Below are 16084 nucleotides of genomic sequence, written 5' to 3'. Positions count from 1 at the left end.
CTCCCCTGAATCTATTTTGCTAATCGGAATTTGTTCAAATTCCGAACGCATAAATTCAACTACTCCTCTGCCTTCATCCTAACGGACTTGTCAATCGGCGAGTTTTATTTAAATTCAACGACGGTGACACCTGAACCGCCTTCACCGGCTTCTCCAAAGCGGATTTTCTTGACGGAGCGATGGTTCCGCAAATACTCCTGAACTCCTTGTCTTAATGCACCTGTTCCTTTTCCATGGATTATGGAAACACGCGGATAATTTGCCAGCAGGGCATCATCAATATATTTTTCCACTTTTAAGAGAGCATCCTCATACCGTTCTCCCCTTAGGTCCAGTTCAAGCTTCACATTGGAATCTCGCCCTCTTACAATCGCCAGCGGCTTCATTTCCGTTTGTTTTGTTTGAGAGGCACCGATATATTCTAAATCCTTTTCTCTTACCTTCATTTTTAAGATGCCTATCTGAACCTGCCATTCGTCACCCGAGACTTTATCCACCAGAATTCCGTTTTGGTTAAACGTAAGCACCTTTACCTCATCCCCTGGTGTGAATGTATACTTTTTCGTTTTCTTATTAATGAGCTTATCCGATTTCTTGATTTCCGGTGCCGCGCCTTCTAGGCGCCTTTTTGCTTCAATTAATTCGTGTTCTTTGATATCAGCATGCTTTTCGGTCCGCATCTTGCGTAGTTCACGAATTACTTGCTCCGCTTCTCTTTTCGCCTCTACGACGATTTCCTCCGCCTTTTCCGCGGCTTTCTCAAGCATCGAGTCCTTCTTCTCATAAAACTCTATCATTTGCTGTTGCAAGTCTTTGTGCAGCTTTTCAGCCTGCTTTAAATAATCAAGAGCCTCATCACGGTCGTTTTCAGCCTGACGTCTGCTTTCTTCAAGAGAGGCAATCATCTTATCAATTTGATTTGTATCCTCGCTTACATGTGATCGTGCGGCCCCAATGACCCGCTCATTCAGGCCGAGTCGTTTCGAGATTTCAAAAGCATTGCTCCGGCCAGGGACGCCTAAGAGCAGCTTATAGGTTGGGCTTAATGTTTCTACATCAAACTCCACACTTGCATTTAACACACCTTCACGGTTATAGCCGTATGCTTTTAATTCCGGGTAGTGGGTTGTGGCTACTACCCTCGCTCCTCTATTATGAACTTCGTCTAGAATGGAAATGGCCAATGCAGCCCCTTCCTGCGGGTCCGTACCAGCCCCCAGTTCATCAAACAGGACAAGACTGTTGAAATCAACCCTATCTAAAATGTCGACAATGTTCACCATATGAGAGGAAAATGTACTCAAGCTCTGTTCAATCGATTGCTCATCACCAATATCGGCGTAGACAGCCCCGAACACAGCCAGCTCAGAACCATCCAGGGCTGGTACCTGCAGGCCCGCCTGTGCCATCAAGGTGCATAGGCCGAGTGTTTTTAAGGTAACCGTTTTTCCCCCGGTATTTGGACCGGTAATGACAATGGTCGAATAGTCTTTGCCAAGCATAATATCGTTTGCGACCACTTCATCGATAGGAATTAAGGGGTGTCTTGCCTTATATAAGGAGATTCTGCCCTCATTGTTCATCGCCGGCATTGACGCTTTTATCTTTCGCCCATAGCGAACCTTTGCAAAAACAAAGTCCAAATTAGCCAAAATCTTTACAATGACCTGAAGTTCACTTTCGTATTCTGCTGCCTTTGCGGAAAGTTCTATTAAAATCCGCTCAATCTCCAGCTGCTCTTTCACTCGGATATCCTGGAGCTGGTTGTTCAGCTGCACAATCACTTGGGGTTCGATAAATAGCGTCTGCCCCGATGAACTTTGATCATGAATAATCCCGCCATAATGCCCGCGATATTCCTGCTTTACAGGAATGACAAAGCGGTCATTGCGGATGGTAACAATCGCGTCCGACAGCATTTTTTGGGCACTGGATGAGCGAATCATGCTTTCCAATTTCTCACGGACCCGAGCTTCACTGGTACGAAGCTGATGTCTTAATGAACGAAGCAGCTCGCTCGCGCCATCAAGGACTTCGCCGCTTTCGTCGATGGCCATTTTGATGGCCTGCTCGAGGTTTGTCAATGGGATGATTTGATCCACTTGTTCTAATAAAATCGGAATTTCTGTCCGTTCCTCAGCAATTTCCTCCAAAAAACGCTTCATTTGGCGGCTTGTATGAATCGTACTGGAAATCTGCACCAACTCATGCGGACTCAATACACCACCAATCACAGAGCGTTTTATATGCGGCCGGATATCATGAATGCCTGACAGCGGCACATTGCCTTTAATACGTAAGACGGTAGCCGCTTCATCTGTTTCTGCCTGCAGCTTAACAACCTCATCATAGTCTGTCGACGGCACCAAATTTTTTATTTTGTCTCTTCCAAGCGAGGAGGAAGCGTGCTCTAATAGCTGCTCCCTGACCTTTGTGAACTCTAAAACTTTTAAAACTCTATCTTTCATGAGGGCGAGCCTCCTTTTTTATCTATTATGCAGAAAATTAAGCAAGTCCTTTTTATCCAATGCATTAATTACAGTTGATTTTTTAATCCAGCCTTTTTTAGCCGCGGATACCCCGATTTCCATATGCTTTAATGTATCCAATTGATGGGCATCGGTGTTGATTAATATTTTGACGCCAGCCTCCTGGGCTTTCCGTAAATGCTCTGCGGCAAGGTCAAGCCGGTTTGGATTCGCGTTCAACTCTAATGCTGTATTTGTTTCTTTCGCCAATTGGATCAGTAAGTCCATATCCACTTCATAGCCCTCGCGGCGGCCGATTTTCCGGCCGGTCGGATGGGCGATTAAATCGACATGGGCATTTTGCAGCGCGTTCTTTAGGCGCTCCATGATTTTTTCCTTTGGTTGGGAAAAAGCTGAATGGATGGAGGCGATCACAAAATCCATTTCCGCTAGCAGGTCATCCTCGTAATCCAGACTGCCGTCCGGTAAAATGTCCATTTCCACACCTGATAAAATCAAAAAGTCATCATATTTTTCATTTAGCTTCTTAATTTCTTCTTTTTGCTGCAGCAGTCTTTCCCGAGTTAATCCATTTGCCACCTTTAAATACTGGGAATGGTCGGTAATAGCCATGTATTGATAACCCCTGGCTCGGCAGGCTTCCGCCATTTGGCCGATGGTATGGGCCCCATCACTCCAGGTCGAATGCATGTGCAGGTCGCCTTTGATGTCTTCAATGTCGATTAATTCCTCATCGGCTTTGAATGTATCTACTTCCCTGCCATCCTCTCTCACTTCAGGAGGGATAAATGGAAGGTCGAAATGCTTGAAAAATTCTTCCTCAGAAGAGAAGGTGAGGATTTCTCCTGTTTCTACGTTTTCAACGCCGTATTCGCTTATTTTTTCACCGCGCTCCTTAGCCAATTGCCTCATCCGCACATTATGGTCCTTTGAACCGGTAAAATGGTGCAGTGTTGTAACAAATTCTTCAGGCTTCACCAGGCGGAAATCGACGGATATATCATAATCAAATTTCAGGGTAACCGATACCTTTGTATCCCCCGCGCCGATCACCTCTTTAATATTCGGTAATTTCAATAGCTGTTCGCGGACGGTTTGCGGCTGATTAGTTGCGATGATAAAATCAAGGTCCTTAATTGTTTCCCGCATCCTCCGCAAGCTTCCGGCCCGCGAAAAACGCTCAATTTCAGAAAATTTTTCAAGGCTTGTTTCAATCCATTCCGCGATTGGTATCATGTAAGCGAGGGGCAGCCGCTCAGGTCTTGTCCCTACATTAGAGATAGCACTTAAGATTTTTTCCTCCGTTTTCTTTCCAAAACCCGCTAGCCCCTGAACCTTCCCGGCTTCACACGCTTCTTTTAAGCTTGTTACATCGGTGATCCCCAATTCCTTATAAAGCTTGGAGATTTTTTTGCCTCCAAGACCTGGTATTTGGAGAAGGGGAATCAAACCTGGCGGAACTTGTTCCTTAAGTTCCTTTAATACAGTGGATGAGCCTTCCTTTATGTATTCTTCGATAACAGCAGCAGTCCCTTTGCCAATACCGGATAGTGCTGTAAAGTCGTCTATTTCTGTTAAACTTCGGTCATCGGTCTCAAGGGCTGTGGCCGCCTTCCGAAAAGCTGAAATTTTAAAAGGATTTTCACCCTTTAATTCCATATAAATTGCTATTGTCTCTAATAGGCGAATCACTTCTTTTTTATTCATTTCCATTAACTCCACCTGCCTTAAAATTACACATTATCATTGTAACCTTTTTTCCCATAATAGAAAAACTTCTCTGCATCAGAGAAGTTCACTCAGGCATTATATTCAATCCAGCTCTATCAAATCATAACAAATCTTAACATTTGCCTTAGATTCTCAAGTAAAGACATTCGTCCAACCCTTCGCTGGTTTAGGGTTTAACCTTCATACGAACACCTATGTCTTTCGGTCTCTTTAACAGAGCGCACCATAGGGCAGGAGTTACCTAGGCTGCCTTTATCCTCTTACGGCAATCCTTCCACTGGAATTTTCACATTCAAATGAATGTCCGTACTAAAACAAAGGCTTCAAAAGACAGTTTTTTTAAGATGCTGCATATTCAATAAAGTCGTCCATATACCAATGCTTGTATGGTTCACGATTTTGATAAGCCTTTTCCTTGAGGGCTGTAATCCAGGCCTGCACTTTCTTCCAATATTTAAATAAATCACTTACCTGATGTCCCTTTTTTGCTTCCTTGGCAAAAAGGACTAACATCATCTGTTTTGGGATTTTTTCATCATATCCCATGGCACGGCGGGCTAAAACCAGCGCTGCGCTTTGATGAACGGAAAGCCCGTATGGTTTTTGATATTTTACCCGTCCGATCAAAGAAGAATAGTAAGCCGGAACTTGGGCAAGCGATATTCCTTCTTTTATGCATTTTGAAATCAAAGTGGTCAAAATCTTCCTGTATACAAAGTTACTGCTCATGCGATTGAATTTGGTATTTTTGCTTAAATCATTTTTGAAATATAAATCTTCAATGGCTATCACTTCAATTCCATTGGATTTAACCCACTCTTACAGATGCAATGGTATTTCCAATGATCCAATTCCGTTTGTCGGAGCGTACGTTATTGACATCATTCATCCAAAATACTTTACTCATTCGAAAATTTCCGTTTGGATGGACGATGGTGACAGACAAATTATCTGGATTGATATCGATGCCAGCGCATCCTTTTGAGAAATCATAGGAAGTCTGTAGTTTTTGGTCAAAGGTTAAATGGACATAGTATTTTTCGTCTTCACGCAAAATCCGAATACTATAGGCATTTCCGGTTGATAGATGGGCAAGAATCGTCGAGATGTGTTTTTCGGAGAAGTGAACTTCAAAACGCAGCCGGTCATTTCTTTTGGAGGATAAAGGGTTTAACACGTTCATTTCAAAAGAACGGTCTTGCAGGTAACGCAATTTGATATTCTCATTTCCTCCCTTTGAGGCTTCGCCTCGTGAATAAAGGGAGTTGGTACGTGAATAAACCCACTCTTGTTTGGTAATTTTATGTTTGTTTAAAAGAATTAACTTTTTCCTTGTACCATCTACAACTTTTGGAACACTGTCGTTTTCAATATGGTATTGGTAATAGGTCATTTTCTTGTTTAATTTTTTGATTCGAAACTGCTTGTTCTTGATTAGGTCTTCCTTATCGGACTTCCGGGATTGTTGGATTTTTTCTATTTGCTTCTCTATTTTTTGCATTGATGTTTTAAATTGCTCAACATACAAAGGCAACAATTCTTTTTGCGAAGATATGGAGGCTTCCGCTTCAAGAAAGGCATCTCTCATATAGCGGGAGTTATTCAGAAAAAGTGGTTTCGCTTTTGCCACGGCAGTTTTACGGTCTAAACCTTCAAAGATGCGCTCACGCAGAAAACGTTTAGCTGACTGAAATTTCCGCATAAGCTCGTCCAGTATAATTGACTCGTATATGATAGAAGGACTCATAACCACACCTGTAAATGTAATCGCCTGTTCAGTCTTTTTCTTGGACATCTTGCTCCCCCCTTTCCAGTTCGGAAAGTGTCTTATTCATTTCTTAGCGCCTCTTTTTCCATATAATCTGGCCGAAAATGAGGTCATAATCGAGATTTAATTTTGCCTTGTTCTTCCCAACGTAGGATTGTGGTCCGAGTAATATTTAAGAATTCACGTCCCAGTTTCTGCGATAAAAAAATAGACATAAAGAATCACCTCTATGTCTATTTTACTACTTTTCAGAATTTTATCTATTACGTTATTTTGTACGTTTTATGGCGCTTTTTTATATTTTTTTATAACTGTTTTAACCACCAGTCCTTAATCTGCTGAGAAAGAACAGGGGTGTAATTCACAATCGCCTTTGCCATGAAGGAGCCATCCAGCATATTTTGGAAAAGTTCGATTGGTAATAAGGCGCCGATATATAATACAATAAAGATAATTAAATAGACTTCCAAAAATCCTAAAATTCCTCCAGCCCATACGTTCAACAGTCTTAATACTGGCAAATGAGCAATAAAGTCAAACATCGATCCAATAATCTGCATGAGCACTTTTACGGCAAAGAAGATGATGACAAATGCAATTGCCCGATAAAAGGCTGTCTCCATGTTAGCCGCATCGGTGATAATTTTTAATGCCGTATCCTCGCCAAGGTTTGGATAAGGAATCCAAAGGGTCAGTTTTGGAGCAAGATCATCATAGTAAATGTAGGCGGCAATATAGGCAATGATAAAACCGGTTAAATGAACCAGCTGCAGGATAAAGCCTCTTTTTAGGCCGACAAAAAAACCAATAATTAAAAATAAAATAATGACTAAATCTAACATGTTTTTATTCCTTTTCTTTTTGAAGTTCTATCGTCAGTCGTTCCAACTCTTCTTTTATTTTGATATAATCATTGACTGCGTTAACTGCTGTTAAAACTGCAAGTTTATTTACCTCGAGTCCTGGATTCTTAGAACTGATTTCGCGCATTTTAGCATTGACCAACGATGCTACATAGCGAATATGACTCGGGCTTTCCGTGCCTAAAATCACGTATTGTTGTCCGTAAATATCTACGGTAATTCTATTTTTCTGAGTATTCGACAATGTTAATGCCCCTTTCAGGAATCCTACACTATATCATAACATGAAAAGATTAAAGTCGAAAAGTTGTAATAATGAATATATTTAATAGAAATGTGGTGCTTTTAGTGGCAAATGTTGTTTTGGTATGTAATATGAATACAATTTTAAAGATGAAAGACTATTACAGCAAGTATTTAACGGATAAGGTTCCTCCCGGAAGCGTGTTTGCGGCGAAAACTCCCGGTTGTGCCATTACCGCTTATAAATCGGGGAAGGTGTTGTTTCAGGGGAATGATTGTGAGAAGGAAGCGGGGAGATGGGGCGGGGCCGCTTCAGAATCCGGACCAGCCAAAAAGGCAGCCGGCAATGGAAAATCGACAGCAACCTCTGCTAACGCAGGGGCTGGGCTTCCGGCCGGATTTAGAGAATGGTCTGTTATTGGCTCGGATGAAGTTGGGACCGGAGACTTTTTCGGCCCGATTACGGTTGTCGCTGCATATGTACGGAAAAAGGATATTCCTTTATTAAAAGAATTGGGAGTACGGGATTCGAAGGATTTAAATGATGAAAAAATAATTGAAATTGCTAAGGTGATTAAGGATGTTGTCCCCTTTAGCCTGATGACATTAAAAAATGAAAAGTATAATCAAGTTCAGGCGGCGGGAATGACTCAAGGGAAGATGAAGGCTTTGCTTCATAATCAGGCGATATTAAAAGTATTAGAGAAGATTAGTCCGGAAAAGCCTGACGCTATTTTGATTGACCAATTTGTGCAAGCTGGCACCTATTATCAGCATTTAAAAGGACAAAAAGCTATCGCGAGGGAAAATGTTTATTTTAGCACGAAGGCGGAGGGGATTCATTTGGCGGTTGCCGCCGCCAGTATTCTGGCCCGGTATGCGTTTATTCAATATATTGATAAACTGAGCGAGGCGGCCGGTTTTCGAGTCCCAAAGGGGGCCGGGGCCCAGGTTGATGAGGCCGCTGCCAAGCTAATTTTGAAAAAAGGGCAAGCTGTGCTGCCATCGTTTGTGAAGATGCATTTTGCGAATACTGAAAAAGCAGTGGCCTTAGTTAATAAGAAGAGAAAGTGAAAATTAAGGGAGGGATTAACTTGAAGAGATTAGGTGAAGAAGAAATTACTTTAGTGCTTAATAGTCTAACCGGCTGGAAATTGGAAGGCAAGTTTATTGTTAAAAAGTACCGCTTTCAGGAATTTTTAAAAGGGATTGCATTCGTTAATGACATCGCACAGTTATCCGAAGAAAAAAATCACCATCCATTCATATCGATTGACTATAAAATGGTAACTTTAAAAATAACCTCCTGGCATGCTGGAGGTTTAACCGACCTTGATATCTCCCTTGCAAAACAATATGACACCCTCTACGAAAAATACAAATAAATGCAAAAAGAGTATCCACGCCAATGGATACTCTTTTTTAATACTTATCCCCTTAAAACCGCACCTGCTTGCTCTTTCAATGCCTCAAGCACGCGATCGTGAACCTTTGTTACCTCTTCATCTGTAAGAGTACGTTCTGGATCCACATATTTCAATGAGAACGCAATCGACTTCTTGCCTTCTTCCATCTTATCGCCTTCATATAAGTCAAAGACATAAGCCTCTTTCAAAAGAGGTGAACCAGCTTTAACGATAATATCCTTCAACGTGCCTGACACCGTTTCTCTGTTTACCACAAGGGCAATGTCTCTTGTGATGGATGGGTAGCGCGGAATAGACTGATATTGCAGTGCTTCCGTTTCTACACCAAGAACTGCTTTTAATGATAATTCAAATACATAGGTATCTTTTAAATCTAGGTCTTTTTGGACGCTTGGATGCAGCTGGCCGGCAAAACCAATTTTCGAGCCATCTAACCGGATTTCCGCTGTCCGCCCAGGGTGCATGCCTTCTACCTGCGCTTGAACATATGCGACACGTTCTGTCAGACCAAGCTTTGCGAATAGTCCTTCCAAAATACCTTTTAAAACGAAGAAATCAACAGGTTTCTTTTCGCCCTGCCAAGAATGATTGTTCCAAAGACCGGTAATAGCTCCGGCCAAATGCTCTTTTTCTTCAGGAAGAACATCCACACCGTTGGATAAAAAGACATTTCCGGTTTCGTATACTGCTAGGCTGTCATTTTGACGAGCGCTGTTGTATTTCAATACTTCTAGCAGCTGTGGCAGGATGCTTAGACGAAGTATACTGCGGTCTTCGCTCATCGGCATCGCCAGGCGAATGAAGTCGCGTTTTTCCATAGCAAATTGCGAAGCTTTCTCTTCACTTGTTAAAGAATAAGTTACGGCCTGGTACAAGCCTGCTCCTTCTAAATAGGCACGGACGACACGGCGTTTCTTTTGGTATTCAGATAGCTTTCCTGGTGTTGTGGAACCGATCGGCAAGGTTTTCGGGATGTTGTCATAGCCAAATAGGCGGGCAACCTCTTCGAGTAAATCCTCTTCGATTTTGATATCGCCGCGGCGTGTTGGTGCCGTTACAGTAACCGTATCCCCTTCAACAGAAACCCCAAATTGAAGGCGGTCGAAGATGGCTTCCACATCCTTCATTTCAAGGCCGGTTCCCAGTACTCGGTTGATTTTTTCAAGAGTAACTGAAACCACTGCCGGCTCAACAGTTAATGTATCAACCTCTGCTGCTCCTTCTAAAACTTCGCCGCCAGCGTACTTAGCCATTAAGTAGGCTGCACGTTCACCAGCAACACGTACACGGTTCGGGTCTACCCCTTTTTCAAAGCGGGCACTGGCTTCACTGCGCAGGCCGTGATCTTTAGACGCTTTTCTTACTGTTGCTCCGTTAAAATAAGCTGCTTCCAATAACACAGTAGTCGTATCAGAAGTTACCTCAGAATTGGCACCGCCCATTACACCAGCAAGCGCAACAGGTTCTGTTCCGTTCGTGATCACTAAATGGTCAGCTGTTAATGTGCGCTCTACATCATCAAGCGTCACAAATTTCTCGCCATCGTTCGCACGGCGTACAAGGATTTCTTTTGAACCTAAACGGTCGTAGTCAAACGCATGAAGCGGCTGGCCATATTCGAGAAGAATGTAGTTCGTGATATCAACCACGTTATTGTGCGGACGGATTCCCGCAGACATTAAGCGGGTTTGCATCCACAGTGGTGACGGCCCGATTTTCACATTTTTAATCATTTTCGCAACGTATAGCGGATTATCCTCAGTCGCCTCGACAACAACCTTTACATAATCCGTTGCCTTTTCACTAAGCGACTCTAGGCTTGTTTCTGGAAGCTTAACCTCTCTGCCAAGAATCGCTGCCACTTCATAAGCTACTCCTAACATGCTTAAGCAATCAGCACGGTTTGGCGTTAAACCAAGTTCAAGAACTTCGTCGTCGCGATTCAACAAGGCAAGTGCATCTGCCCCGACCTCTGCATCTGCTGGAAAAACAAAGATTCCTTCTGAGTATTCTTTAGGAACAATTTTTCCTTCCATGCCAAGCTCTTGTAGAGAACAAATCATACCGTTTGATTCTTCGCCGCGAAGCTTTGCTTTTTTAATTTTAAAATTGCCTGGAAGGATGGCACCAACTTTTGCAACAGCTACCTTTTGACCCTGGGCGACATTCGGCGCACCGCAGATAATCTGAACCGGCTCACCCTCGCCTATATCAACCTGACACTTGCTTAATTTATCGGCATTTGGATGCTGCACGCGTTCTACTACATGACCAACCACAACACCTTTAATGCCTTCATTTAGGATTTCAACGCCTTCTACTTCAATCCCGCTTTTAGTAATTTTTTCAGCTAATTCATTTGCCGAAACTCCAGTTAAGTCTACGTAATCCTGGAGCCATTTATATGAAACGAACATATCGTCAACCTCCTATTCTTCTACCGAAAATTGCTTTAAGAAACGAACATCATTTGTATAGAAATGACGGATATCATCAACACCGTATTTCAGCATCGCAATCCGCTCCGGTCCCATTCCAAAAGCAAATCCAGTGTATTTCTTTGAATCATAGCCAGCCATCTCAAGTACGTTTGGATGAACCATTCCGGCGCCAAGGATTTCAATCCAGCCTGTCTGCTTACAAACATTACAGCCGTGGCCTCCGCATACTTTACAGGAAATATCCATCTCCACGGAAGGTTCTGTGAATGGGAAAAAGCTTGGGCGAAGACGGATTTCACGATCTTGGCCGAACATTTTTTTCGCAAATACATCCAATGTTCCCTTAAGATCACTCATACGGATGTTTTCGCCTACCACTAAGCCCTCTATTTGCATGAACTGATGTGAGTGCGTCGCATCATCATTATCGCGGCGGTATACTTTACCAGGGCAGATGATTTTAATCGGACCTTTGCCGTTGTGTTTTTCCATCGTCCGGGCCTGAACCGGTGATGTATGGGTGCGAAGCAAGAGTTCTTCCGTAATGTAGAAGGAATCCTGCATGTCGCGGGCAGGGTGGCCTTTCGGCAGGTTCAACGCTTCGAAGTTATAATAATCCTGCTCTACCTCAGGTCCTTCTGCTATTTCATAGCCCATTCCTATAAACAAGTCTTCGATTTCCTCGATGATTTTTGTTAATGGATGATGGCTCCCAACATTAACAGGACGCCCTGGAAGGGTAACGTCAATGCTTTCAGAAGCCATTTTTTCTAAAACAGCTGCTTCTTCAAGCTGATTTTGCTTGGCTTCGATTTTAGCAGCGATGGCTTCACGTACTTCATTAGCTAGAGCTCCAATCACCGGACGCTCTTCCGCCGATAATTTGCCCATACCACGCAGTACCTCGGTAATCGGGCCCTTTTTTCCTAAATAAGCAACACGGATGTCATTCAATTCTTTTAAGCTTGAAGACTGTTCCACTTTCTGAATCGCTTCTTCCTGCAATTCTTTTAAACGCTCTTGCATTTTGTTTCCTCCTTTATTTTTTATGTAAAAAATAAAAAAACCCCGCCCCCAAAAAAGGGACGAGGTATTAGATCGCGGTACCACCCTTGTAAACACGTATGTATACACATATTGTGTTCGCTTCATTCAGATAACGGCTGTAGCCGGGCGCATCTTTACATCTCCAATGGAAATGGTCCCGATGCCGACTCAGGAGGTGAACTTCTCCTGCCCTGTCCATAAAAGTGCTTTCAGTCGCGGCACTTTCTCCCTAAAAATGGCCATTTGACAAGATACTCTTCTCCGTCATTGTCTTTTAAATATCAACATTGTTCATTATTATATACTAATTTTTTGAGTGTTTCAATTTTATTTTTTCAAATAATATAAAAGAATTCCTGCTGCAACCGCGACATTCAGCGATTCGCTTTTGCCGTAAATCGGAATATAAAGGTTGGCAGTTGTTTGGGAAAGAAGTTCTTTATTCATGCCGCTCCCTTCGTTACCGACAATCAGAGCAAAAGCTTCACCGGTTGAAATATCAGTATATGCAGATGCTCCTTCGAGTGCTGTTCCATAAACAGGTATATTTTTTTCTTTCAGTTTTGTCGTCCATTCTTGAAGGTCGCCTCTTATAATTGGAAGGTGAAAGTGACTTCCTTGAGCGGAACGAAGAACCTTTCCGTTAAAAACATCGACGCTGCCTTTGCCTACAATTACCGCATCAATTCCCGCCGCATCTGCTGTCCGAATCATCGTGCCGAGATTTCCCGGATCTTGAACAGCATCGATCAGGAGGTACGTTTTTGCATTTTTTAAGTCTGTTTTTTGATCGGTTTGCCGGCAGACAGCATAAATCCCCTGGGGCGTCTCCGTTTCCGATAAGGAATCGGCGATTTCCTCCGTCACCATGTAAATAGGTGTCTGCCCTGCATCGAGGCGCGGCGGCACACCTATTTTTTCAGAAATAATGATTTCTAAAACTTGTTCATCCTGTTTGAGTGCTTCTTCCACTAAATGAAAGCCTTCCACTAAAAATGTATCTGAGCGGTCCCGCTCTTTTTTCGTTAAAAGCTTTTTCCATTGCTTGACCTGCGGATTTTGCTGCGATTGGATATATTTCAATTTTGTTTCCCCTTTAAAAATTACTCTGATTTTTACATTATAGCCCAATTAAAATACATATTAAAACAAAAATTAGAAATGATAATAAATGAAAACTCACTGATTGCGAGTCCGTTAGGACGAAGACAGAAGCGTAGTTGAATTTATGCGTTAGGGAATAATAAATTTGGGGAAATTTATTATTCCCTATTAGCTAAAGAATTTAAGGTTAAAGAAGGAGTGGCCCATTATGAATTTCAATTTGCGGAATGCTGTTATTCACAATGTTTCCAATAATACGCAAGACCAATTAGAGGATACCATTGTCGATGCGATTCAAAGCGGGGAAGAGAAAATGCTGCCGGGATTGGGCGTATTATTTGAAGTTATTTGGCAAAATTCATCTGAACAAGAGAAAAAAGAGATGCTTGGCACGCTTGAAAGCGGGTTAAAGCATTAAAAATGGGATTTTTAGCCGCCGGCCGATTGGTTGGCGGCTGTTTTTTAATCGCTATTGGCGAATTTCAGGCTTCTATTGGCGAATTGTCACGTTCTATTGGCGAATCTTCGCATTTTATTGGCGAATTTCCCCATCCTATTGGCTAATTGCCAAAACATAAAAGTCCCCGTCCGCAAACACAGCAGCCGAGGACCCCAATATTCTTATTCAAACGTAATCTTATCAACAGCCTCGCGATCCAAACGCTTAATGACCTCTACAATCAGCTTAACTGCATTTTCATAGTCATCACGATGAAGCATTGCAGCATGTGAATGAATATAACGAGTTGCAATCGTAATCGCCAGCGCTGGTACCCCATTATGCGTTAAATGGATGGAGCCCGCATCTGTTCCACCGCCTGGGATGGATTCAAATTGGTAAGGGATGTTGAGTTCATCCGCAGTATCCGTTACAAAATCACGCAGTCCCTTGTGCGCTACCATTGAAGCATCATAGACAACCACTTGCGGCCCTTTGCCCATTTTGCTCATCGCTTCTTTTTCGCTAATTCCAGGTGTATCGCCGGCAATACCTACATCAACAGCAAAGCCGATATCAGGCTGGATTTTATAAGTAGCTGTCTTGGCACCGCGCAAGCCAACCTCTTCTTGAACATTTCCGACGCCGTAAACAACATTCGGATGATCAACACCTTGCAATTGCTTTAAAACATCAATCGCAATCGCACAGCCGATGCGGTTATCCCAAGCTTTCGCAAGAAGCATCTTTTCATTGTTCATTACGGTGAATTCAAAATATGGCACGACCATGTCTCCAGGTCGGACGCCCCACTCAGATGCTTCCTCACGGCTTGATGCACCGATATCAATGAACATGTCTTTGATTTCAATTGGCTTCTTGCGGGCTTCCGCGGATAAAACATGCGGCGGCTTAGAGCCGATAATTCCTGTTACATTGCCCTTCCTTGTTACAATGGTCACGCGCTGAGCAAGCATTACCTGGCCCCACCAGCCACCGACTGTTTGAAAGCGCAGGAAGCCTTTGTCATCAATCGCCGTCACCATAAAGCCAACTTCGTCCAAGTGGCCGGCTACCATGATTTTAGGCCCGCCCTCCTTGCCGACTTTCTTTGCAATTAAACTGCCTAATCCATCTGTCGTGATTTCGTCTGCGTATGGTGCTATGTATTTTTTCATGACTTCGCGCACTTCACGCTCATTGCCGGGAATCCCATTGGCATCGGTTAGATCCTTCAGCATGGTTAATGTTTCATCCATTTTTGCCATTATTTAGCCCCCTTTTATATGTACGTTCATTTTCATTATAACGAAAGTATCTGACAATTAACAAATTAATAGTTGTTTTGCTGTCTTAGATAATTTACTTCGTTTTTTGAAAAATATGCCTGTTCCATATCTTCATAAGATATCCCAAGCAGGACTGCCAGCTGCAAATAGGCTTCGAATAATCGCAGGTAATCCTCAAAGCTTTTTGTTTTTTGAAAAATGGTGACCCCTTCATAAACACTTAAGAACTGTTCTGTCGCGCTACACTCAGGCTGTGCAGCCTTTATTCCCATTCCCTTTTGATCAAATCCGCACTCAATCCCCAGCGATAAAATAAAATGCACCCCATCAACGAACTCCTCAAGAATCACATCTTTTGGTGATGAAGGCTTAACGCTCCAAAATTTAAAGCAGCGAGTTTCGTTAGCGAGCTCGCCCAGCTCAACTAATAAGGCGAGAATTTTTCGGCTGAATAAATCCTCGTTCTGAAGCTGATGCTTTTTCTCAATATGCGAATCTAATGCCTTTTGCATTTGAAACAACTTCACAAGGTTCATTATTAAAACACTCCCTTTATATAAAGTATCACATCGATGATTGCCAGAATAGGAAAGCCAATCTTGAACTGGAGATGCTTTGTTTTATGCCGGAAGAAGTACATACCAACTGTAGCGCCAACAGCACCGCCAAATAACGCTGCAAGCCACAACGTTCTTTCCCTAATCCGGTATTGATGTTTTTTCGCTCTGCTTTTATCAACACCCATTAAGCAGAATGATACTATGTTTATAGCCATAATAGCTGCCCATAATCCTACCATAAACAATCTCCTCTACAGAAAAGGCCATCCTCATCATAGAGAATGGCCATATGTTTAATTATTTATTTAATTGAGCTTTAGCAGCGTTTGCTAATTCAGCAAATGCGTTTGCATCGCTGATTGCTAATTCAGCAAGCATTTTGCGGTTTACTTCGATACCAGCAAGCTTTAAGCCATGCATTAAACGGCTGTAAGAAAGACCGTTGATGCGAGCTGCTGCGTTGATACGAGTAATCCAAAGTTTGCGGAAGTCGCGCTTCTTTTGGCGACGGTCACGGAATGCATACATTAATGATTTCATAACCTGTTGGTTAGCAACTTTATATAATGTATGTTTTGAACCAAAATAACCTTTAGCTAATTTAAGAACTTTTTTACGACGTTTGCGAGTAACTGTACCGCCTTTTACACGTGGCATGTAATTTCCCTCCTAGATTAAATCAA

Annotated in this window: 17 protein-coding genes; 4 read left to right on the top strand and 13 right to left on the bottom strand. The window is 42.6% G+C overall.

The window, feature by feature from the left end; translation table 11 throughout:
- Positions 1 to 104 precede the first annotated feature (104 nt).
- The 6 genes from KHA99_RS23680 to zapA form a co-directional block, all read right to left on the bottom strand.
- Positions 105 to 2468, bottom strand: coding sequence for an endonuclease MutS2 (locus KHA99_RS23680; protein WP_213119958.1), 2364 nt, complete (start codon positions 2466 to 2468; stop codon positions 105 to 107).
- Positions 2469 to 2486: 18 nt separating this feature from the next.
- Positions 2487 to 4202, bottom strand: a complete 1716-nt coding sequence (gene polX, locus KHA99_RS23675) for a DNA polymerase/3'-5' exonuclease PolX (protein WP_213119957.1) — start codon at positions 4200 to 4202, stop codon at positions 2487 to 2489.
- 357 nt (positions 4203 to 4559) lie between these two features.
- Positions 4560 to 4910 carry a hypothetical protein gene (locus KHA99_RS23670; protein ID WP_213119956.1) on the bottom strand — a complete coding sequence of 117 codons (351 nt, stop codon included), beginning with the start codon at positions 4908 to 4910 and terminating at the stop codon, positions 4560 to 4562.
- 118 nt (positions 4911 to 5028) lie between these two features.
- Positions 5029 to 6015: an SSO2105 N-terminal domain-containing protein gene (locus KHA99_RS23665; RefSeq protein WP_213119955.1), complete on the bottom strand. Its 987-nt coding sequence runs from the start codon at positions 6013 to 6015 to the stop codon at positions 5029 to 5031.
- Positions 6016 to 6293: 278 nt separating this feature from the next.
- Positions 6294 to 6830: a CvpA family protein gene (locus tag KHA99_RS23660; protein WP_213119954.1), complete on the bottom strand. Its 537-nt coding sequence runs from the start codon at positions 6828 to 6830 to the stop codon at positions 6294 to 6296.
- Positions 6831 to 6834: 4 nt separating this feature from the next.
- On the bottom strand, positions 6835 to 7095 hold the full coding sequence (gene zapA, locus KHA99_RS23655; RefSeq protein ID WP_213119953.1) for a cell division protein ZapA: 261 nt from the start codon (positions 7093 to 7095) through the stop codon (positions 6835 to 6837).
- A 104-nt stretch (positions 7096 to 7199) separates the two neighbouring features.
- Here zapA and rnhC point away from each other — a divergent pair, with 104 nt between their 5' ends.
- Complete coding sequence (gene rnhC, locus KHA99_RS23650) at positions 7200 to 8168, top strand: ribonuclease HIII (protein ID WP_213119952.1); 969 nt, start codon at positions 7200 to 7202, stop codon at positions 8166 to 8168.
- Positions 8169 to 8188: 20 nt separating this feature from the next.
- Entirely contained in the window at positions 8189 to 8479 is a 291-nt protein-coding gene (locus KHA99_RS23645; RefSeq protein ID WP_249366879.1) for a 4a-hydroxytetrahydrobiopterin dehydratase, read from the top strand.
- A gap of 44 nt (positions 8480 to 8523) precedes the next feature.
- On the opposite strand, the gene pheT is transcribed toward KHA99_RS23645, so the two are convergent.
- The 3 genes from pheT to KHA99_RS23630 form a co-directional block, all read right to left on the bottom strand.
- Positions 8524 to 10938 carry a phenylalanine--tRNA ligase subunit beta gene (gene pheT / locus KHA99_RS23640; protein WP_213119951.1) on the bottom strand — a complete coding sequence of 805 codons (2415 nt, stop codon included), beginning with the start codon at positions 10936 to 10938 and terminating at the stop codon, positions 8524 to 8526.
- Between the two features lie 12 nt (positions 10939 to 10950).
- Positions 10951 to 11988 (bottom strand): phenylalanine--tRNA ligase subunit alpha, encoded by a 1038-nt coding sequence (gene pheS / locus KHA99_RS23635; protein WP_213119950.1) that lies wholly within the window; start codon positions 11986 to 11988, stop codon positions 10951 to 10953.
- Positions 11989 to 12336: 348 nt separating this feature from the next.
- The gene (locus KHA99_RS23630; RefSeq protein ID WP_213119949.1) at positions 12337 to 13092 is read right to left on the bottom strand and encodes a TrmH family RNA methyltransferase; all 756 of its coding nucleotides are present in this window, start codon (positions 13090 to 13092) and stop codon (positions 12337 to 12339) included.
- A gap of 229 nt (positions 13093 to 13321) precedes the next feature.
- Here KHA99_RS23630 and sspI point away from each other — a divergent pair, with 229 nt between their 5' ends.
- Both sspI and KHA99_RS23620 read left to right on the top strand, forming a co-directional pair.
- Complete coding sequence (sspI, locus tag KHA99_RS23625; RefSeq protein WP_213119948.1) at positions 13322 to 13531, top strand: small acid-soluble spore protein SspI; 210 nt, start codon at positions 13322 to 13324, stop codon at positions 13529 to 13531.
- Between the two features lie 2 nt (positions 13532 to 13533).
- Positions 13534 to 13677, top strand: a complete 144-nt coding sequence (locus tag KHA99_RS23620; protein WP_213119947.1) for a hypothetical protein — start codon at positions 13534 to 13536, stop codon at positions 13675 to 13677.
- Positions 13678 to 13734: 57 nt separating this feature from the next.
- Here the strand turns inward: KHA99_RS23620 and KHA99_RS23615 are convergent, their stop codons facing one another.
- From KHA99_RS23615 to rplT, 4 genes are all read right to left on the bottom strand, one after another.
- Positions 13735 to 14820 carry a M42 family metallopeptidase gene (locus KHA99_RS23615; RefSeq protein ID WP_213119946.1) on the bottom strand — a complete coding sequence of 362 codons (1086 nt, stop codon included), beginning with the start codon at positions 14818 to 14820 and terminating at the stop codon, positions 13735 to 13737.
- A 65-nt stretch (positions 14821 to 14885) separates the two neighbouring features.
- Positions 14886 to 15377, bottom strand: a complete 492-nt coding sequence (locus KHA99_RS23610) for a dUTP diphosphatase (protein ID WP_213119945.1) — start codon at positions 15375 to 15377, stop codon at positions 14886 to 14888.
- Positions 15378 to 15379: 2 nt separating this feature from the next.
- Entirely contained in the window at positions 15380 to 15640 is a 261-nt protein-coding gene (locus tag KHA99_RS23605) for a DUF1294 domain-containing protein (RefSeq protein WP_213119944.1), read from the bottom strand.
- Between the two features lie 58 nt (positions 15641 to 15698).
- A complete protein-coding gene (gene rplT, locus KHA99_RS23600; RefSeq protein WP_213119943.1) occupies positions 15699 to 16058 on the bottom strand; it encodes a 50S ribosomal protein L20 in 360 nt (119 codons plus the stop codon).
- Between the last annotated feature and the right edge of the window lie 26 nt (positions 16059 to 16084).

Source organism: Neobacillus rhizophilus (genome assembly GCF_018343535.1).
GTDB lineage: Bacteria > Bacillota > Bacilli > Bacillales > Cytobacillaceae > Neobacillus > Neobacillus rhizophilus.
Note: the sequence above shows the minus strand (reverse complement) of the source record. Positions and strands in the feature narration are given on the sequence as shown.